At 69.9% G+C, this 19471-nt stretch carries 20 protein-coding genes; 11 read left to right on the top strand and 9 right to left on the bottom strand.

What is annotated here, in order from left to right; all coding sequences use genetic code 11:
* The first annotated feature begins 168 nt into the window (after positions 1–168).
* Positions 169–1758: an ArnT family glycosyltransferase gene (locus tag ACWIGI_RS09000; protein ID WP_454201793.1), complete on the top strand. Its 1590-nt coding sequence runs from the start codon at positions 169–171 to the stop codon at positions 1756–1758.
* A 128-nt stretch (positions 1759–1886) separates the two neighbouring features.
* On the opposite strand, the gene ACWIGI_RS08995 is transcribed toward ACWIGI_RS09000, so the two are convergent.
* On the bottom strand, positions 1887–3146 hold the full coding sequence (locus ACWIGI_RS08995; RefSeq protein ID WP_454201792.1) for a family 2 encapsulin nanocompartment cargo protein terpene cyclase: 1260 nt from the start codon (positions 3144–3146) through the stop codon (positions 1887–1889).
* Positions 3147–3305: 159 nt separating this feature from the next.
* Here ACWIGI_RS08995 and ACWIGI_RS08990 point away from each other — a divergent pair, with 159 nt between their 5' ends.
* The 3 genes from ACWIGI_RS08990 (at position 3306) to ACWIGI_RS08980 (ending at position 5924) form a co-directional block, all read left to right on the top strand.
* Positions 3306–4082, top strand: a complete 777-nt coding sequence (locus tag ACWIGI_RS08990; RefSeq protein WP_454201791.1) for a helix-turn-helix transcriptional regulator — start codon at positions 3306–3308, stop codon at positions 4080–4082.
* Positions 4083–4184: 102 nt separating this feature from the next.
* A complete protein-coding gene (locus ACWIGI_RS08985) occupies positions 4185–4535 on the top strand; it encodes a hypothetical protein (RefSeq protein ID WP_454201790.1) in 351 nt (116 codons plus the stop codon).
* A 93-nt stretch (positions 4536–4628) separates the two neighbouring features.
* Positions 4629–5924: an APC family permease gene (locus ACWIGI_RS08980; RefSeq protein WP_454201789.1), complete on the top strand. Its 1296-nt coding sequence runs from the start codon at positions 4629–4631 to the stop codon at positions 5922–5924.
* Here the strand turns inward: ACWIGI_RS08980 and ACWIGI_RS08975 are convergent.
* Together ACWIGI_RS08975 and ACWIGI_RS08970 are read right to left on the bottom strand one after the other, a co-directional pair.
* On the bottom strand, positions 5921–6592 hold the full coding sequence (locus ACWIGI_RS08975) for a hypothetical protein (RefSeq protein WP_454201788.1): 672 nt from the start codon (positions 6590–6592) through the stop codon (positions 5921–5923). The genes ACWIGI_RS08980 and ACWIGI_RS08975 overlap by 4 nt on opposite strands.
* 121 nt (positions 6593–6713) lie before the next feature.
* Entirely contained in the window at positions 6714–8249 is a 1536-nt protein-coding gene (locus ACWIGI_RS08970) for a DUF4185 domain-containing protein (RefSeq protein ID WP_454201787.1), read from the bottom strand.
* Positions 8250–8418: 169 nt separating this feature from the next.
* On the opposite strand from ACWIGI_RS08970, the gene ACWIGI_RS08965 reads away from it, so the two are divergent.
* Positions 8419–9090 carry a DNA alkylation repair protein gene (locus tag ACWIGI_RS08965; RefSeq protein WP_454201786.1) on the top strand — a complete coding sequence of 224 codons (672 nt, stop codon included), beginning with the start codon at positions 8419–8421 and terminating at the stop codon, positions 9088–9090.
* A gap of 55 nt (positions 9091–9145) precedes the next feature.
* Here ACWIGI_RS08965 and ACWIGI_RS08960 read toward each other — a convergent pair whose 3' ends face one another.
* On the bottom strand, positions 9146–9862 hold the full coding sequence (locus tag ACWIGI_RS08960) for a hypothetical protein (protein WP_454201785.1): 717 nt from the start codon (positions 9860–9862) through the stop codon (positions 9146–9148).
* A gap of 231 nt (positions 9863–10093) precedes the next feature.
* On the opposite strand from ACWIGI_RS08960, the gene ACWIGI_RS08955 reads away from it, so the two are divergent.
* Both ACWIGI_RS08955 and ACWIGI_RS08950 read left to right on the top strand, forming a co-directional pair.
* Positions 10094–11278, top strand: coding sequence for a 4-hydroxybenzoate 3-monooxygenase (locus tag ACWIGI_RS08955; protein WP_454201784.1), 1185 nt, complete (start codon positions 10094–10096; stop codon positions 11276–11278).
* A 43-nt stretch (positions 11279–11321) separates the two neighbouring features.
* Positions 11322–12974 carry a methyltransferase gene (locus tag ACWIGI_RS08950; RefSeq protein ID WP_454201783.1) on the top strand — a complete coding sequence of 551 codons (1653 nt, stop codon included), beginning with the start codon at positions 11322–11324 and terminating at the stop codon, positions 12972–12974.
* Positions 12975–13115: 141 nt separating this feature from the next.
* Here ACWIGI_RS08950 and ACWIGI_RS08945 read toward each other — a convergent pair whose 3' ends face one another.
* Positions 13116–13760 (bottom strand): nitroreductase family protein, encoded by a 645-nt coding sequence (locus ACWIGI_RS08945; protein ID WP_454201782.1) that lies wholly within the window; start codon positions 13758–13760, stop codon positions 13116–13118.
* A gap of 119 nt (positions 13761–13879) precedes the next feature.
* Between ACWIGI_RS08945 and ACWIGI_RS08940 the strand changes: the two genes are divergently transcribed.
* Positions 13880–14338 carry a MarR family winged helix-turn-helix transcriptional regulator gene (locus tag ACWIGI_RS08940; RefSeq protein ID WP_454201781.1) on the top strand — a complete coding sequence of 153 codons (459 nt, stop codon included), beginning with the start codon at positions 13880–13882 and terminating at the stop codon, positions 14336–14338.
* A 50-nt stretch (positions 14339–14388) separates the two neighbouring features.
* Here ACWIGI_RS08940 and ACWIGI_RS08935 read toward each other — a convergent pair whose 3' ends face one another.
* Positions 14389–14853 (bottom strand): MarR family transcriptional regulator, encoded by a 465-nt coding sequence (locus ACWIGI_RS08935; RefSeq protein WP_454201780.1) that lies wholly within the window; start codon positions 14851–14853, stop codon positions 14389–14391.
* 120 nt (positions 14854–14973) lie between these two features.
* On the opposite strand from ACWIGI_RS08935, the gene ACWIGI_RS08930 reads away from it, so the two are divergent.
* Positions 14974–15342, top strand: coding sequence for a nuclear transport factor 2 family protein (locus ACWIGI_RS08930; RefSeq protein WP_454201779.1), 369 nt, complete (start codon positions 14974–14976; stop codon positions 15340–15342).
* Between the two features lie 47 nt (positions 15343–15389).
* On the top strand, positions 15390–16040 hold the full coding sequence (locus tag ACWIGI_RS08925) for a class I SAM-dependent methyltransferase (protein ID WP_454201778.1): 651 nt from the start codon (positions 15390–15392) through the stop codon (positions 16038–16040).
* Positions 16041–16121: 81 nt separating this feature from the next.
* Here the strand turns inward: ACWIGI_RS08925 and ACWIGI_RS08920 are convergent, their stop codons facing one another.
* The 3 genes from ACWIGI_RS08920 to ACWIGI_RS08910 all read right to left on the bottom strand — a co-directional run bounded on the left by ACWIGI_RS08920 (position 16122) and on the right by ACWIGI_RS08910 (position 18443).
* On the bottom strand, positions 16122–16607 hold the full coding sequence (locus ACWIGI_RS08920) for an FKBP-type peptidyl-prolyl cis-trans isomerase (protein WP_454201777.1): 486 nt from the start codon (positions 16605–16607) through the stop codon (positions 16122–16124).
* Between the two features lie 82 nt (positions 16608–16689).
* On the bottom strand, positions 16690–17856 hold the full coding sequence (locus tag ACWIGI_RS08915; RefSeq protein ID WP_454201776.1) for an NADH:flavin oxidoreductase: 1167 nt from the start codon (positions 17854–17856) through the stop codon (positions 16690–16692).
* Entirely contained in the window at positions 17856–18443 is a 588-nt protein-coding gene (locus ACWIGI_RS08910) for a TetR/AcrR family transcriptional regulator (protein ID WP_454201775.1), read from the bottom strand. The genes ACWIGI_RS08915 and ACWIGI_RS08910 overlap by 1 nt, the downstream gene beginning before the upstream one ends.
* A 144-nt stretch (positions 18444–18587) precedes the next feature.
* Here ACWIGI_RS08910 and ACWIGI_RS08905 point away from each other — a divergent pair, with 144 nt between their 5' ends.
* Positions 18588–19463, top strand: coding sequence for an alpha/beta fold hydrolase (locus tag ACWIGI_RS08905; protein WP_454201774.1), 876 nt, complete (start codon positions 18588–18590; stop codon positions 19461–19463).
* The last annotated feature ends 8 nt before the right edge of the window (positions 19464–19471 follow it).

Raw genomic sequence — 19471 nt, 5'->3', positions numbered from 1 at the left:
TGATAAGCACTAACGTTTCGCAAAACTGCGCAATCCGACAGGACCGCGAGCGCCGAGCGCTTAGATTGTTCGCTGCCGGGAGGAATCGGTTCACCAGCGAACAGAGGGTGACGCCACCTGCACAGGTGACGTCGAGCGCGTCGATCGGAAAGTTGCAAGGGGAAGTACATGACAGCCGTACTTGCGGTTCATACCGAGCCGGAAGCAATTCCGGCTCCCCACCCGCGGTTCGCATTCCGCGAGGTCGCGCTCGTCGCGACGCTCTCCGCGGTGGTGCTGACCGTGACGGCGGGCCGCTACGACTTCTTCGGCGACGAGCTCTACTTCCTCTCGGCCGGCCGCCGGCTCGACTACACCTACGCCGATCAGGGCGTGGTGGTGCCGTTCTTCGCCTGGCTCGCGGATCTGGCCGCGCCGGGATCGACGATCGCGCTGCGCTTCCCGGCGGTCGTGATGTGCGTCGGGGCGATCATCGTCTCGGCCCTCATCGCCTACGAGCTGCGGGGTAACCGCCGCGTCCAGCTCGCCGCGGCCTTCACCTACGCGACCACCAGCCTGATCACCACCCAGGTCGCGCTGAGCACGTTCGCCTTCGACGCCACCCTCACCGCCGTGATCACCTGGCTGTTCATTCGCTGGGTGCGTGTCCGCCAGGATTGGCTGATCGTGGCCGCCGGACTGGTTGCCGCACTGGACATGCAGGTCAAGTGGATGGTTCCGCTGGTGTGGGGCTGCCTGGGCCTGGGCGTGATCCTGTGCGGCCCGCGCGAGATCCTGCGCCGCCCCGCGCTGTGGGGCGCCACCGCGATCCTGGCCGCGTCCCTGGTGCCGATCCTGTACTGGCAGTCGCAGAACAACTGGCCGCAGCTGGCCATGGGCTCGATCATCGGCGCGGAGCAGGACGCCACCGGCTTCGGCCCGCTGGGCTTCATGCCGCAGTGGCTGGCGCTGGCCGGCATGCTCGGCTCGGTCCTGATCGGCTTCGCGCTGTGGGGCGTGTGGAAGCAGGAGTCGCTGCGGCCCTACCGCTTCGTCGTGGTGGCGCTGGTGATCATGACGACCTTCGTGATCGCCACGCACGGACGGCCCTACTACCCGACCGGGTTCTTCCCCGCGATGTTCGCGATCGGCGCGGTCGCGCTGTGGCAGTTCGACCGCAGGCGATGGATGAACGTGCTGCTGGTTCCGATCGTCGCGTTCTCGGTGCTGACCTACGTGCTCGCGCTGACCATGCTGCCGCTGCCACCGTCGTGGCGCACCCAGACCGAGGACGCCATCGACCTGGGCGTGCGGTCGGGCCTGTTCGGCACCACGAACTGGACGACGCTGGTGGACACCGTCGCCGACGGTTACGACACGCTGACCCCGCAGGAGAAGGACACCGCGGTCATCGTCTCGCAGGGCTACTGGCAGGCCGGGGCCGTCGAGGAGTTCGGCGGCAAGCACGATCTGCCCGACGTCTACAGTCCCAGCCGGGGTTTCGGCTTCTTCGGCCCGCCGCCGGACTCGGCGACGACAGTGATCTACTTCGGGCTCAACACCGCCGAGGCCGATCTGCGCGCGCGGTTCGATCAGGTCGAGCGCGTCGCGGAACACGACGACCCCATGGGCATCCCCGGCATCGACCGCATGGTCGCGGTCTGGAAGTGCAGCGGGCCGAAGCAGCCGTGGTCGTCGATGTGGAACACGATGACCACCCTCTACTTCGACCTGGGCCACTGGCAGGATCCCAACGCCACCACCCGCCCCGTGCGCTGAGCCGGGCGCCCGCATCCACGGTCTGCCCCGGGATCTGATCCGCTATCTGACCGGGGAGTAGCCCTCGGGGACAGCGTCGCCCGGCGCCCGAGTTCCCCGCGGCCGCGCCGTGGGGAACTCGGGCCGGATCACCGGTAGCGGGGGTTGGTGTTGTGCCACTCGAAGGAGCCGCCCATCCAGTTGCGGACCCCGTGCAGGAAGAGCTGGAGCTCCGGGGACGGGACCGCGCGCAGGGCGAGGTGGCCGGCCTCGAAGTCGCGGACCATCCGGTTGTGCAGGTCCACCGTCGCCGCCACCGCTTCGGCCACCGAACAGGCGCGGTCGGCGGCTATCTGCAGGACCATGTTGCAGACGGGATTCTCGTCGGCGGCGTCCTTCTTCACCGACATCAGGTCGTTCACCAGCACGGCGATCGTCCCGGCCTGGAAGGCGGCGCGGCGGACCCGCTCGTCGTAGAACAGGTGGGCCGGCAGTTCGTAGCCCGCTACCGGGTCGATCAGGGTCATCGAGGTGTAGAAGCTGTCGTGCTGGCGGGCCGCGAGATACTCCCAGGCCGTGGGTGATTGGCCCGTGTGCCGCCACGCGGCGTACGCGGTCCAGGACACGAACATCGAGAACGTGGCGTAGCAGGCGCGCTGCACCTGGTCGGCGGTGGCGTGCCTGCGCAGGTGGGCGACCGCCGAGCCGAAGGCGCGCAGCACCTTGTCCTCGCGCAGCACCTCGTTCAGGGGTGCGCTGAACTCCCCCGCGTCCGGGACCGGATCCAGGGCCGCCATGGCCAGGGTGAGGCGCTGCGGGAGCCTGGTCGGTTCCGCCCCGAGCGCCGAATCGTCGGCGTAGTAGTCGTCGGCCATCCACCACGCGGTGTTCATCTGCGCGGCGACCAGCAGCCGGTCCGGATCCTCGGAATCGGTGTGGGTCATGGTGACCAGCCGCCCGTATCCGGTGCTGCGCAGCTTGCCGACCTCGTCCTCGGTGCAGCCGATCGACGCCGCCCACGCGGCGAGGCGGTCGTCCACCTCCGCGGCGAGGCGATCGTCGATCCGCGCGACCGGTGCGCAGTACAGCGGCGGGCCGGATCCGTCGCCCCACTCGACCAGGCGATACGGTTCGACATCGGCGGTGAGCCGGCGCAGGGGTACGCGAAAAGCGCTCTCGCCCAGGCGTTGCGCACCGGGTGCACAGTGATCTCCGGAAGTCGCTGTGCCGGTTGGTGATTCCGGGTCCGGGTCCGCACCCGGCGGCCGCGGCGAGAAGCGCCGGGCGAGTTGCGTGCCGAGCCCGCTGGGCCCGTTCAGGATTCCGGGTGGGATCTCCCCGAGCAGATCCGGCGCCGCGCCCGCCTCGGGCGCGCTCTCACCGGTCCGGGCATTATCAAGGCTTGTCATCGTGCTTCTCCCGCCGTGCGGATCATCAGGTGGCAAAGCGTTGGTAGTGGCACCTCGACTATCGGACCTCGGGCCGCGCCGCGTGGGTGTTTTGCTCGGACGCGGAGCAGATGCCCGTGCGTCGCCACGGCCGGGCGGGGTGGCGCTACCCTGGCGGGAGTGCGGATCGAACCGGTTGCCGGCGCCGCGGCGCGCACGCCGACGGCGTGGATGAGACCCGGGCATATCGGATATATAGGACCGGATCTCGGGGTGGATCCGCACGCGCCCGCCGTCGCCATGCTGAGCATCGGATTGGACGCACCGCTGGAATTGCACACCGGTGCACAGGGGGTGATCCACACCCGCAGCTCGTTCGCCCCCGCGCGCACACCGCACCGCATCGTGGCCACCGCGGGCTGGATCCTGGCGCTGTTCGTCGAGCCCGCGGGGATACCGGCCGGAGCCATCGCCGACGAGATGACCGGCGCCGCAGGGCCGTTCGGACTGTCGCACCGTCGCGAGCGGGAGCTGATCCGGTTGTGCGCCGCCGAGCGGCCCGTGCCCGAGCACATCTACGCGCTGGCGATCGCGGGTGCGCCCACGCCCGCCGATCCGCGCATCGAGGTGGTGGCGGCCGCGATTCGGGCCGACCCGGCCCGCACCTTCCGCGCCGACCGGGTCGCCGCGGAACTCGGACTGTCCACCACGCACTTCCTGCGGCTGTTCGCCGAGCAGTACGGCACCAGTTTCCGCGGGTATCAGCGCTGGAATCGCATGGCCCGCGCCGTGCGCGGCGCGATCACCGGCGCCGATCTCACCCGGTCCGCCATCGACGCCGGCTTCGCGACGCCGTCGCACTTCAGCGAGACCTTCCGGGATCTGATCGGGCTGTCGGCCACCACGATGCTGCGCGCCGGAATCCGTTTCGACCTGGGCGAGGCGGGCCCGCCCTGAATCCCGGGATTCTCGGTTGCGACGCCGGATGCGGGTCAGGAATACTTGCGCCGCAGTACATCTCGCTTCATACGCGAGATCAATTCTAGGCACGGGGGAATCGTGAAACTCATTGCACGTTCGGCGATCGCGTTGTCGGCGGTCGCCGTCGCCGCGGTCGGCGTTGTCGCGGGGGCGGGAGCCGCGCACGCGCAGCCCAATACCTGTCTGTCGGTGGACAATCGGCTCGGCTACGAGGTGGAGGTGTCGTTCGACTATCCGTCGATCGGCCCGATGTGGGTGGGCACCGACGTGCCGGTCACGCCGACCGACGTGCCGGGCGGTGCGGCGCTGCTGTCGCCGGACGGCTCGTGGACGATCGTCGCCCCGGGCGAGAAGACCTGGTTCTGGGATCCGCACTGGCGGGCGATGCCGGGTTGCAACGGTCTGTGGACCGTGCGGCTCACGCCCTAGCGGACAGTCTGCGAACGGGCCCCCGACCGGGACATCCCGGGCGGGGGCCCGACTCGTCGCGCATGGTTGGCCGGAGTCGGCGAGACTCGTGACATGGTTCCCGGTACCGCACCGCCGCCCGCGCGCGGCGAACTGCGCCGCAGCCTCGGCCTGACCGACGCGGTCGTCATCGGACTCGGCTCGATGATCGGGGCGGGCATCTTCGCCGCGCTGGGGCCCGCGGCGCGGGCCGCGGGCTCGGGGCTGCTGCTCGGGCTCGCGATCGCGGCGGTGGTGGCGTACTGCAACGCCACCTCGTCGGCGCGGCTGGCGGCGCGGTATCCGGTCTCGGGCGGGGCGTACGTGTACGGGCGCGAGCGGCTCGGCGAGTTCTGGGGATACCTGGCCGGCTGGTGTTTCGTGGTCGGCAAGACCGCGTCCTGCGCGGCGATGGCCCTGACGGTCGGCGCCTACGCCTGGCCGGACCACGCGCACCAGGTCGCGGTCGCCGCGGTGCTCGCGCTGACGGCGCTGAACTATCGCGGAGTCGAGAAGTCGGCGCTGGCGGCCCGGGTCATCGTGGCGGTCGTGCTGGCGGTCCTGGCCGCGGTGGTGGTGACGGCGTTCGCCGCCGGCGCGGTGGACCCCGAACGTCCGACGGCCGGTTCCGGCACGACCCTCCTCGGCGTTCTACAGGCGGCGGGTCTGCTGTTCTTCGCCTTCGCGGGATACGCCCGCATAGCCACGCTCGGCGAGGAGGTTCGCGATCCCGCGCGCACGATCCCCCGGGCCGTGCCCCTGGCCCTGGGCATCACGCTGGGGGTGTACACCTCGGTGATCGTCGCCGCCCTGAGTGTGCTGGGCCCGCAGGGCCTTTCGGCCGCGACCGCCCCACTGACCGACGTGGTGCACGCCGCGGGCGCGTCCTGGCTGGCCCCGGTCGTGCGGGCCGGCGCGGTCCTGGCCGCCCTCGGCACCCTCCTGGCCCTGATCCTCGGAGTCTCCCGCACGACCCTGGCCATGGCCCGCGACCGCTTCCTCCCCCATTCCCTGGCCGCGGTCCACCCCCGGTTCGCGGTCCCCCACCGGGCCGAGCTGGCGGTGGGCCTGCTGGTAGCCGTGGCCGCCGCGACCGTCGACCTCCGCACCGCGATCGGCTTCTCGAGTTTCGGCGTCCTCCTCTACTACGCCGTGGCCAACGCCGCCGCCTGGACCCTCACCCGCGCCGAGAACCGCCCGCCCAGAGCGGTTCCCGCCCTCGGTCTCCTGGGCTGCCTGGTCCTGGCCTGCACCCTTCCCACCCCCGCGGTCCTGTCCGGCACCGCGGTGGTCGCTCTCGGCGCACTGGCCTACGCGGTCCGAAAACTACTGCACCGCGGCAACTCCCACCGGTCCGCTGAGACGGACTAGATCCACCACCACCCCTCGCCGATTGCCCTGGCGTCGTTGACGTCGACCGAGCGACCGTAGAGATCCACCATGCACGGGCGGTTCCGATCCAGCGTGCCCGGAATGTATAGGTAGCCGCCGGCATCGTCGGGTATCCCCACCCATTGCGGGATGAAGTACAGCCGTTGGTCCTGGCATACACGGCCCGAAACCTGACCGGTGATCGAGAGCGACGCGAGGTGGGGTGGGAGAAGGTCACCGTAATAGCCCCTGGTGTCCCGGAAGTCGCCGCGATCCAGCATCGCGGTCAGCATCACGAATCTGGGCTTCTGTATGACGAAGTTGACGCGCGGATCCGCCAGCGAGGTGCTGGATGCGGCAACACCCGCGACCACGGCGACGAAGGAAAGTATCAGCGCGACGAACAGTTTCAGTGCCAGCGACTCGATGCGCCGGGCCGCGTGCCAGACCGCTGTCACCGCACCAGCCGCCAGCCCTATCGCCACCGCCGCGGTGAACGGCTTCCCCACCAGGGGAAACGAGCGAACGTCGCCGCGCACGAACAGGTAGTCCGCTATCGGAATCGACACCAGCAGAGCGGCATACGCCGACCACCACCCCGCGCCCTCGACGATCCCGCGCGGCCCCGATGGTCGGGTCCGGGACTCGGGGACGGCCTTCGCGCTCACCCGCCGATCATGACGAGACCTGGCCGGTCGAATCCACCCACCGCGGCGAATCAGCGCGATTCCTCCACGAAATCTTCATCACCGCAACGGGATAGCTCCGTGGCCGCGTGGGCCCCTCTTGTCACTTCAGGGTCGCGTGCATCAGGTAGACGTTATAGCTGTTCCAAGCGGACATCGTGAAGTAGAGGTCCTTCGCGGTCGACCAGGGGTGCAGGAAGCCGCCGTAGGCGGTCGGGTAGTCCTCGGTGCTCAGCAGGGGGACCGGGTTCGACCAGGCACCCTGGGGCTCGGCGGCGGTGCGCAGGACTATGTGCTGGGTCGCCGAGTCCAGGTAGACCATCTGCCATTGCGCGGACTCGCGGTCGTAGCGGATGGAGAGCTCGCTGGCGGTGCCGGAAACCAGTGGGGTGGCGAGCAACTCGTTCGCGCCGTCGGCCGCGACCCAGGTGTCGCCGATCCAGTACTGGTAGGCGGACTTGTTCAGTACCTGATCCGCGGGGACCCGGCCGAGGCCGATCGTGCCGAAGCGGCCGTTCGGCGTGCCGAACATGTAGACGTAGTCGCCGTGCGGCACCATCGTCGCCACCTGGAAGCGGCCCGCGCCGAACAGGTTGTCCCAGCGCGCCCATTGCGACTTGGTCCAGGTGCGGCCGTTGTCGTCGGACCAGGCGATGCCGCCGTGGTTGGTCCACCACATGCCCGGAATCTTGCTCCAGCGACTGATCGACATGTACGTGAGGTACTGGCGATCGCCGACGGCGAAGCCCGAGGTGGGGATCGTGGTGTGCTCGAAGTTCTTGATCTTGCGACTGTCCAGGATCTCGGTCGCGTGGCAGCGGCTGTCCTGGACGAAATCGTCCAGGATCAGGCCGTTGGACAGGTCCGTATTGCTGCTGTAGCCGATGACGTTGCTGCGCCAGTCCTGCTGGTCGGTGCCCGCACCGGTCGGCTTCCAGCCCTCACCGAAGGTGTCGCCGAACACGACGGCGACCTGGCCGGGCCGGGTCTCCCACATCAGGCCGAGATCGGTGCCGTCCACCGACCAGCGCGTATCGGTGCGGTTGGGCGACCCGTGCCCGGTGACCTGGTTGACCAGCCGCACGGACTCCACCTGCGGCGCGGCCACCGGCGCCGCCGCGGGGGCGGGGGCGTCGGGCTGCCGGTCGGCGACGGGCGGGGCCTGCGGTTCGGGCCCCTCCCCGCCGGGAATCGGAATGGGGATGGGCTCGGGATCGGGCTGAATCTCCACGCGGGGCAGACTCGCCCCACTCCCGCTGCCGGGGTCGACGGCCGGGTTCGCGGGGGCATCGGATCGGACATCCGGACACGGGTCGGCGCACGGATCCGAGGGCAGCGCCACCGAATCGATGCGGGTGGCATCGGGTTTCGGGCCCGGAATCTGGACCGGGACCAGCTGCGGCACCGGGACCGGGATCTTGATGTCCGGCGCCGGCTGCACCGATCCGGGCTCCGGCTGCCGGGCGAGGGGGTCGAATCCGGTTTCGCCGCACTCGTTCACGGGCGGCGGGGCCCACGGCCGGGTCGGAGCGGCCGTCGCGGGCGGCACCAGGACCGCGCCCAGAGTGAGTACGCCGGAGAGCGACAGCGCCGCGATGATTTCAGGACGCGACAGCAATCGGCGGGGCCGGAATCCCATGGGCGCGCTTCTCCTAATCCAGATCAAACCGCATCACTGTATCGAGACGACCGCGAATCGTCAGCGCGGACAGGCCCCCATTCTCGGGGTCCCGGTGGGCGTGGGCCCGGGTCACCGGCGGTGGCTCGTAGGCTGAACCCGTCCGCGCACGACGAACAGGAGGCCCGTGATGCCCGAGGCGACGGTGGACGAGCTCATGGCCGAGTTGCGAGCGCTCGACGAACCCAAGGTCCGGGCGGTCAACGAACGCCACGGTGACGATCACGGCGTGAATCTGACCAAGCTCCGGGCGGTTGCCAAACGCCTGAAGACCCAGCCGGAGCTGGCCCGCGAGCTGTGGGCCACCGGCGACAGCGCGGCGCGGCTGCTGAGCATCCTGATCTCCCGGCCGAAGGCGTTCGACCGCGACGAACTGGACACCATGCTGCGCGCGGCGCGGACGCCCAAGGTCCACGGGTGGCTGGTGAGCTACGTGGTGCAGAAGAGCCCGCACGCGGAGGACCTGCGGGTGGCCTGGCTCGCCGATCCGGACCCGATCGTGGCGAGCGCGGGCTGGGCCCTCACGGTCGAGCGGGTGGCGAAACGGCCCGAGGGACTGGACCTCCCGGGGCTGCTCGACGTCATCGAGGCGGAGATGAAGGACGCGCCGGAGCGCCTGCAGTGGTCCATGAACCACTGCCTGGCGCAGATCGGGATCGAGTGCCCGGAGCTGCGAGCGCGCGCGATCGACATCGGTGAGCGACTCGAAGTGCTGAAGGACTACCCGACCCCGCCGAACTGCACCTCACCGTTCGCGCCCAGCTGGATCGCGGAGATGGTGCGGCGCAAGGACGGACAGTAAACGCGGACACGGCATTCTCGCGGGCCGGGGGTGATCCCCGGCCCGCACGGCACGGTCAGAAGTAGACGCCGGGGAAGCAGTAGCCGGTGACGAGCTGACGGTCGCCGTACCGCACGGCATCCGAATCCCATTGCGCGCCCAGGCTTTCGACCAGCGAGCGCGCCACCTCGAGATCGCCTCGATCCGCGACCAGGATGAGCGTGCCGTCCTCGGTGACGGAACCGCCGCCGAGTCGTTCGCGCGCCACCGGATCGGCGAGCAGCGCGTCGTGGAATCGCGCCGTGTCCACGCCCGGCACCCGGACCAGGAAGCCGTCCGCGCGTTCGTGATCGGCGGGCAGGAACTCGATGCCGAGCACCGCTTCCTGCCGGTAGCGCACCTTCAGGTCGTCGGCGATCCAGCACAGGTTGTCGCGCCCGGTGCACGCCAGCTCGAACCGGCGGGCGGGTTCGTAGGTGATGCCCCGCGATTCCTGCGACCAGAACACGCCGTCGACGGGCTCGGAATGCACTGTGAGGCCGAGTTCCATTGCGGCGGTGAGGTTCACCTCCACCTCGAACTGGGTGAGGGGGTCGTTCATCCGGGGATCGGCGGGGTCGGTGATGGTGTCGGTGTTCCAGGTGCCGAACAGTTCGGCGGTGGGCCGCAGCGGATCTCCCGGCGCGCACGAGGCCGGGCCGTACGCGGCGGCGGTTTCCGAGCCCGCGACGAGCAGACCCGCGGTGAGTGTGACGACGGCCGCGAACGTGGCGGCGAATCCGGTGGTGATCATTTCGGTCGTTACCCCTCTCGAGAGGGTCGAGACATGGCGCATGCCTGAACGAAACGAGAACATTCGAAGTGTATTGCGCCGCTGCCGACGCCGGTCCGGAACAGCCCCGCCGGTCAGCACCACGAACCGTGCGGTCGGGATTCTTCGCAGGTAGGCGGGCGGAATCACGCCGCGACACGCGGCACGACACAGCACGTCTCCACGGCACAAGTTGATCTAGGCTCCGATCCCATGTCTGTGGGGCGGAGCGATCACACGACCGAGGTCCTCATCCTCGGCGCCGGGCCGGCCGGTCTGGTTCTCGGCAATATCCTGCAGGCCGCCGGAGTCACCACCGTGATCCTGGAGCGGGGCAGCCGGACGCACATCGAGCAGCGGGCGCGGGCAGGGTTCCTGGCGCCCGCCAGTGTCGCGGTGCTGGGCGCCCACGGTCTGGACTCCGGCCTCCGGGCGCGCGGGCGCACCCATGAGACCTGCGAATTCCGCAGCCCGACCGACCGTTTCGAGCTGGCCTACGGGCAACTCGGACGACGGGAGGTGCACACGGTGTATCCGCAACAGCATCTTGTCACCGATCTGGTAGCAGAATATCTGCGACGCGGTGGAGAACTGCGTTGCGACACGACCGCCGAGGCGATTCTCGACCACGACGGGGATCGGCCGCGGGTGCGAGCGCGTTCGGCCGCCGACGGCGAACAGCACTTCGCCGCGCGGTATCTCGCGGGCTGCGACGGCGCGCGCGGCCTCGCCCGCGCCACCCTGACCACGCCGCGATCCACCTGCGAGTACGGCATCACCTGGCTCGCCCTGCTGGCCGAGGCGCCGCCCTCTTCGGACACCGTCATCTACGGCGTGCACCCCGACGGCTTCGCCGGCCACATGCCGCGCAGCCCCGAGGTCACCCGCTACTACCTGCAGTGCGCACCGGACGAGGAGCCGAATCAGTGGAGTGAGCAACGCATCTGGGAGTCGCTGTCCACCCGGCTGGGCGCACAGCGCTACGGGGCCCTGCGCGAAGGGCCGATCATCGAGCGGGGGCTGGTCCGGCTGCGCTCGGAGATCCTCGATCCCATCCAGCAGGGGCGACTGTTCCTGGTGGGCGACGCGGCCTCCTCGATCAGCCCGTCCGCCGCCAAGGGCGCCAATCTCGCGATCTTGGGCGCCCGGACTCTGGCGCGCGCCCTGATCTCGGCGTTGCGCGCGGCCGATGATTCGGCGCTGCAACGCTATTCGGACGACTGCGTGCCGCGGATCCGGCGGGCGCACGAGTTCTCGCACTGGATGATCGGACTGCTGCATCCGCCCACCGGGCCCAATCCCGGTTTCGAGCGCGAGCTGCAACGGGCCCGGCTGCACAGCCTGGCCGGCTCGAGAACACATCAGGATTTCTTCGCGGAGAACTACGTCGGCATGTGACACAGGAGGATGTGTGACCCGTTCGCTGGCAGTACCGTCCCGGATGGATTCGACCGACAGCGAACGCTTCGGCGCCGCTGTGCGATTCGTCAGAACCCATGACACCGCCGCGGTACTGGCCGAAATGCTTCCCGAACTCAGCGCGGCCGAACACGCTGCGGTGGCGGGACATTGCAGATTCGCCCATACGGCGGTTCTCGTTTTCCCCGGGGACGCGGCAGAACTCGACGAGCTGTTCGCCGCGCACGGGCTCGTCCCGATCGCGGACGGGCCCAGCACCGTGGTGCGGCGCAGACTAGCCGTGCGGCACGGCGTCCGGGACGCCCGGCTGCCGGTCCGCATCGTGCGGGCCGAGATCACCGCTGCCGACGGACATCCTTGCGAGATCGAGGTTTTCGTGCTCATGGGCGAGCACGATCAGGTGGCGGCGGCCGAGCGGGCCGAGGCCGCCGAATCGCACCTCGCACTGGCGACCGGCCGCATCGACGACATCACGCTCAACGGCCTGCGCGCCCTGCTGACCGGTCGCGGCAAGCTGCGCTCGGACGGCGGCGGTTACAACCCACACGAGGACGCGACCATTCTGTACTTCGCGGGTACGAGCGGGCGCGAACAGTCCTACCGGCGGCTCGAATTACATGTCGAGGGAGCACATCCGGAGGTGCTCGCCACCCACCTCGGCGAGACGGCCGAGTCGGGCCATCGACTGCTGCGCCTGCTGACCGGGGCGTGGACCACGCAGGCACTGGCGGTCACCGCCGAACTCGGCATCGCGGACCGGCTCGCCGCCGCCCCCGGGCTCCCCGTCCCCGAGTTGGCCGCCCTGACCGGCACCGACTCCGACGCGCTCGGCCGCCTCCTGCGATACCTGCGCGATCTCGAGGTCGTCGAGACCGCCGGGCCGGGGTTCGCGCTCACCGATACCGGTGCGCTGCTGGCGAATGAACGGGAACATTCGCTGCACGCGCTGGCGAGGTTGTACGGCGGGGCGTTCTACGAATCGTTCGGGGCGCTCGACTTCGCGGTGCGCACCGGGCGGACCGCGTTCGACGAGCATTTCGGGCTGCACCACTTCGAGTACTTCGCCGCCGACAGCGAGCGGGCGGCGCTGTTCGACGGCGCGATGGCCGCCAGTGCGGCGATCTTCGGCCGGGTCGGGCACCTGATCGACACCGAGGGCGCGCACACGGTGGTCGACGTGGGCGGCGGCAACGGCGAGCTGCTCGCGCGGGTGCTCACCGTGAATCCCGAACTGCGCGCGGTGCTTTTCGAACGCGAGAGCACGCTCGACCGTGCGCGCGTCACCTTCGAGCGGGCGGAGGTCGCCGACCGCTGCGATCTGGTCGCGGGTGATTTCTTCGGCACCGAGGTACCGCCGGGAGGCGACATCTACCTGCTCTCGCGGGTGCTGCACGATTGGGCCGACGCGCAGTGCCACGAGATCCTGCGCCGCTGCGCCGCGGCGATGTCCGCCGACGCGCAGCTGTACATCATCGAAAGGCTGCTGCCCGAGGATGATTCACGGTCGCTGGTGCCGGCCTGGGATCTGCACATGCTCTGCAATGTCGGCGGCCGCGAACGCACCACGACGCAGTTCCGGGAACTGCTGGGCGCGGCCGGATTGGAGATCACCGCCTGCGACGAGTTGCCACTGGGCTTCGCGCTGATGCGCGTAAGGCACACTCGCTCCGCCTGATCACCACGCTGCACCTCGAATTGCCGTGACAGCGATGCTCCCACCGGTTTCCGGTCGGGGGCATTGTTGCTTTCCGAGGCGGTTTCCGGGGACGCCGCAGTGGCGCAACGCGTTCGGCGGATGCCGCGGCGCCGCGGAGTGTCACCAGGTATTCCAGTGCAGGACCTCGGCCCGGGAAACGCGCTGCGCGGGACGGAAATCGGTGCCGACGGTGTAGGCCAGCGGGATGAAGGCCGCGAGCATGATCCGGTCGTGGTCGACGCCGAGCACTCGCGCGAGCTCCCGTTCCAGCGGCGCCTGCGCGGTGGTCCAGACGGTGCCGAGGCCGCGGGCGCGGGCGGCGAGCATGAAGCTCCAGACCGCGGGCAGGATGGATCCCCAGGTCCCGGCCTGCTCGGTCACCGACGCGCGGTCGGTGCGGCCTTCGACCGCGGGGATCACGATGGCGGGCACCCGATGGATGTTCCGATAGAGGTGGTCCACGCCCTCGGCGATCCGGGGCCACGAACCGTGCGCGTTCATGCGTTCCAGGTCGCGAGCGGTCAGCGGCGTTCCTTCGGCGACGCGCACCGCCCTGCGGTAGATGTCGGCCACCGCGGCCCGCTGCTCCCGGTCGGTGACCACCAGAAAGTGCCAGCGCTGGCGATTGCGCCCGGTCGGGGCCTGGGTCGCGATATCGACGCACTCCTCGATCACCGCGCGCGGAACGGGGCGGGTGAGGTCGAGCCGGCGACGCACCGCCCGGGTGGTGGACAGGACCTCATCGGCGGACAGGTGCAACGACATCGCATGCCTCATATTCATCTGCCAACAAATCATCTGCATCAAGACGATATGCACGATACGAGGGCAGATCGTCTGCCGTCAAATGATCTGCGCACAGATCATTCGGCTAGACTGCGACCATGGCCAGGACCGATACCCCCGCGCGCACCCCATACCTGCCCGAACTGGTGACGGAGCGGCCGGATATCGCACTGTGCCGCGCTTCCGCACTGGTCGCGCGGGCCGCCGAAACCGCCGCCGCGGACAACGAACTGGGGGTGGGCGGGCACCTGGTGCTCAAAATGCTCGCCGCCACCGGACCCGCCTCCCAGCAGGCCCTGAGTGCCGAGCTGCGGATAGACCGCAGCGTCATGGTCGGCATCGCCGACAGCCTGGAGCAGTCCGGTTACGTTCGGCGCGAACGCGATCCGTTCGATCGGCGCGCCTACGCCGTGACGATCACCGACCCGGGCCGCCGCGCCCTCGCCGTCGCCGAGCGGTCGGTTCCGGCCTTCCTGGACGAGACCTTCGCCGCGCTCTCCCCCGCCGAGCGCGCGACGCTGACCGGGCTGCTGGCCAAGATCCTGTTCCCCGCCTGAGCAATTCGCGCGGCCGCGCCGGCGACCGGGGTGCCGGCCGCCGGGGCGGATCAGACGGTGCCGCCGGCGTTGCGGATCATGCGGTGCAGGACCTTCAGCGCGGCAACGTAATCGGCGTCGTCGATGCCCTCGTGGATCGCCGCGCGGACGGCCGGGGCGTGGGCGCTGATGTCGGCCCGGGCCCGATCGCCGGACTCGGTTATCCAGAGGCGCCGATCCGCGTCGCGCGTCAGCAGGCCGCGGTCGAGCAGGACCGCTGAGTCGGCCTCGAGGTCGTCTTCGGCGCGGAGGTAGGCGCTCATCGCCCGGCGCAGTTCGGGGACGGTGCGGCCGGCGCCGTCCGGCCAGAGGTCGTGCTTCGAGAGGTTGCGCAGGAGCCAGTACTGGGGCTGGGTGAGGCCGCGTTCGGCCAGCCGGGCGCGGGTGAAGGCGATGAGGGCCTCGTAGGCGATGCCGGTCCAGTAGGCGGCGGGCTGGCCGGCCAGTTCGGCGTCGGTGAGTTGGGGCGTGGTCATGACACTCTCCTTCGGGTTCCGCAGGTGCTGATCACGAACCTAAAACCTGAATATATGTTCAGGTCAAGGCGCGAGTGGGACACTGGGAGGGGAACCGTCGAGTATCGTGAGGATGTCGAAATGAGCGAGCCCTCTTCAACTCTCGAACAGCTGGTGGACGACTACTGCACCGCGTGGAGCGACCCGGACCCGGCGCGGCGGCGCAAGATATTGGAGACGGTGTGGGCCGCGGGCGGCACCTACACCGACCCCCGGGTGCACGTCACCGGCATCGAAGAGCTGCTGGCCCATATCGATTCGATCCTGGCGCACCGGCCGGGCGCGATCGTCATCCGCACGAGCCGGGTCGACGAACACCACGGATTCGCCCGGTTCGCCTGGCGCGTGGTCGAAGCCGACGGCACGCGCCTGCCGAACAGCCTGGATCTCGTCGAGGTGGACGCCGAGGGACGCATCGCGCGGGTGATCGGCTTCTTCGGCCCGCTCTGACCCGCGGGGGTTGACCTCAACCGTGGTTCAGGGGCGATGGTGGAGCCATGACTCGTTCTGCCGAATTCTGGAACTCCGCGTACGACACCGACACCGCGCCGTGGATCATCGGCGAACCGCAGCCCGCGATCGTCGAGCTGGAGCGGACGGGGCTGATCAAGGGCAGGGTGCTCGACCCGGGGACCGGGGCCGGGGAGCACACCATCCTGCTGACCCGGCTCGGATACGACGCGCTCGGCATCGACCTCGCACCGAGCGCGGTGGAATGGGCCCGGCGCAACGCGGCCGAACAGGGCGTGCCCGGGGCGCGTTTCGAGGTCGCCGACGCGTTGCGCCTGGGCGGCGAGGCCGGGGAGGCAGGGGTGTTCGACACCGTCGTCGACAGCGCGCTGTTCCACGTGTTCGGCACCGAGCCCGAGGCGCGGGCGGAATACGTGGCCGCCCTGCACGCCGTGTGCCGACCGGGCGGGCTGGTGCACGTCCTCGCGCTCTCGGACGCCGAACCGGGCTTCGGCCCGCGCATCGGCGCGGCGGTCATCCGCGAATCCTTCGGCGCGGGCTGGGAATTGGAGGACCTCAGTCCCGCGCGTTATCGCGGCCGGGTCACGCCCGGGGTCGCCGAGGCCGCCGCACACCTGGAACAGCGCGACGGCCGGGTGGATCTGTCCGCGTGGCTGGCGCGCGCCCGCCGCCTCTGAGACGCGCCCGCCTTCGAGACGCGGGGCCCGCCGGAGGACGCGTTCGGCATCCCGGCCATCCCGCCGGGCTGCCCGGATCGATCAGTGGTGGTGGTCGTCGTCCCCGTGCGGGTGGCCGTGGGCGAGCTCGTCGGCGCTGGCGTCGCGGATGTCGACCACGCGGACCTGGAAGGTCAGGCGCTGGCCGGCCAGCGGGTGGTTCGCGTCGAGGGTCACCTCGTCACCGGACACCTCGCGCACGGTGAGTATCTCCATCTCCCCGTCCGGCGACTCGGCGGCGAGTTCCATGCCGACCTCGATCTCGTCCACGCCCTCGATGGCGCTACGGTCCACGGTGCTCACCAGCTCGGCCAGGTACTCCCCGTAGCCGTCCTCCGGCTCCACGACGACCTTCACCTCGTCCCCGCTGGCCTTGCCCTCGAGCGCGCGCTCGAGTCCGGGCACGATGTTCTCCGCGCCGTGCAGGTACTCCAGGGGCGCGTCCCCGACGGACGTGTCGATGACCTCGCCCTCGTCATCGGTCAGGGTGTACTCGATGGACACGACCTTGTTGGCGGCGATCGACATGGGAGTGACCCCTTTCGCGTAGGAAACCGGAACGAGCCAATCTATCGCCGTTCCCGATCCCCCGCCCGCCCGGCCGTCGCCATCAGGGCTGGGCCGCCAGAAAACAATGGGTGCCCGAATAGATGGTCGGCATGCATTTGTTGCAGTGGATGCACAGGGACGGGGTTCCCGGCTCGGCGCGCAGGCGGGCGGGGAGATCGGGCTCGCGCAGCAGGGCGCGGGCCATCGCCACGAACGAGAAGCCCTCGGCGAGAGCACTTTCCATCGTCTCGCGGCGCGTGATGCCGCCGAGCAGGATGAGCGGGAGCCGGGTCTCGGCCCGTACGCGGCGGGCGCGGTCCAGCAGGTACGCCTCCCGGAAGGGGTACTCGCGCAGGAACTGCCTGCCCGCCAGACGCAGACCCCAGCTCATCGGCGGCGGGAAGGCGGCCGCGAACTCCCGGCGCGGCGCCTCGCCGGTGAAGATGTACATGGGGTTGAGCAGGGAACTGCCCGCGGTCAGCTCCAGGGCGTCGACGCTGCCGTCCGCCTCGAGCCACTGCGCCACCTGCACGGCGTCGTCGAGGCCGAAGCCGCCGGGCACGCCGTCGTCCATCCCGAGCTTGGCGGTCACCGCGATGCGATCACCGACCGCGTCCCGCACCGCGCGGGCGATATCCAGCGCGAGCCGCGCCCGATTGGCGATGGACCCGCCGTACTCGTCGCGCCGGCGATTCAGGCGCGGACTCAGGAACGAGCTCACCAGGTAGTTGTGCCCGAAATGTATTTCCACCGCGTCGAATCCGGCCTCGATCGCCAGCAGCGCCGCGTCCGCGTGGGCCGCGACCACCCGCCGCAGGTCGGCGGCGTCGGCGCGGCGCATCAGGCGCATCCCGAGCGGACTCGGGATGCGGTGCGGCGCGTAGGCGGGCAGGCGATTCGAGGCGGCATTGGCGACCGGCCCGGCGTGACCGAGCTGCGCCGACACCGCGGCCCCCGCCTCGTGGACGGCGTCGGTCAATTCCCGCAGGCCCGCAACGGCTTCGGGCCGCATCCAGATCTGATGCCGGTCCGTGCGGCCCTCCGGGAGCACCGCGCAGTAGGCGACCGTGGTCATGCCGACGCCGCCGCGCGCGTGCCGGACGTGGAAGTCGATGAGTTCGGGGGTGACCAGCGCGTGCGGGGTGGCGCCCTCGAAGGTCGCGGCCTTGATGATGCGGTTGGGCAGCAGCACCGGGCCCAGCCGGGCGGGTGCGAAGAGCTCTGTCATCAGTGTGTAAGTCCTGCCACTACAAAGGATTTCAAGGTGTCCACGGGAACCTGGCGGGTGCGCGGCGCGACCGAGAGCGGATCGCCGAAGTACTCGAGGACCAGCGTGAAGGCCAGGCCCCAGCGCCCCGCGGCGGCGCGTTCGGAGAGTTCGGGGCGGACGGCGCAGAGCAGGTCGGCCCACGGTTCGAGCGCGAACCATTTGGCGCTCCACGCCTGTTCGCGACCGCCGAGCACCACCCGCGCCAGCAGATGCAGCCGCAGCCGCCCGACCGGATCGGTGGCGAGTTCGGCCAACGGGTCCACCACCACGTCCACCAGTTCCGCGATCGCGGGCATCCAGCCGCGCGCCCGGCGTTCGCTCACCGCGTCGAGCTGCTGCCGCCAGATCGGCGCGAGCCGGTCCTCGAGCAGGGCCGCGACCAGCGCCTCCTTGGAGCCGAAGTGGTAGTGCACCGAGGCCGGATTCATGCCCGCGGCGGCGTTCACCGCCCGCACGGACACCGCGTCGTAGCCGGATTCCAGCAGCAGCCGCTCGGCGACGGCCAGCAGTTTCTGCCGCGTGGACAGATCATCGTTCACTCGCACCACCCGGTTAGTAGAACACGTTTCAATCGACGGTTCAATCACTGATTGAAAGTGGGCGGCGGGCACCCGTGCTCTCGCGGTGCCGACCTCGCATCGGGCAGGATCGGGGCATTCGACACTTCGCAGTGCGGCAGGAGATCGCGTATGAGACCCGAACTCGTGGACTGGATCGAGCGCGGCGCGTATTTCGAGCACGACGGTCACCGGATCTTCTACATCCGGGAGGGCAGCGGTCCCACCCTGCTCCTGGTGCACGGCTACCCGTACAACTCCTACGACTGGCACCGCATCTGGCCGGAGCTGACCGCGCACTACGACGTCATCGCACCGGACATGCTGGGAATGGGTTTCTCGGACAAGCCGATTCGGCACGAGTACAGCGTCCTGGAACACGCCGACATGCACGACGCCCTGCTCGCGCACCTGGGCGTGGACCACACCCTGCTGCTGGCGCACGACCTGGGAGTCAGTGTGGCGCAGGAACTTCTGGCCCGGCGCACCGAGCAGGCCCCGGTACCGGCCCTCGACGCGGTGGTCTTCCTCAACGGCGGACTGTTCGTCGAGGTCTACCGCCCCCGATTGGTGCAGCGACTGCTCACCTCACCACTGGGTTACGTCCTCGGCCCGCTCATGACCGACTCCATCGTCACCGCGGCGACCCGCGAGATGTTCGGCCCGGACACCAAGCCCACCGACGACGACATGCGGACTCTGCTGCAGGTGCTGTACTACAACCGCGGGCGCTTCGTCTCGCACCTGGTCGGCCGATTCATCGCCGAGCGCAAGCGATTCCGCGATCGCTGGGTCTCGGCGCTGCTGGCGACCGAGGCCCCGCTGCGGCTGATCAACGGCCCGCTCGATCCCAATTCGGGGGCGCACATGGCCGCGCGCTACCGCGAGGTGATCCCGAATCCGGACGTGGTGAGTCTCGAGAACATCGGCCATTGGCCACAATTGGAAGCTCCGGCCGCGGTGTTCGACGCCGCGCACGAGTTCCTGAGCAAGCACGCGCGGAGCTGACCCGCCGC

Source organism: Nocardia sp. NPDC055321, assembly GCF_053645575.1.
The sequence above is the reverse complement of the archived record's forward strand: the minus strand, read 5'-3'. Positions and strand labels throughout refer to the sequence as shown.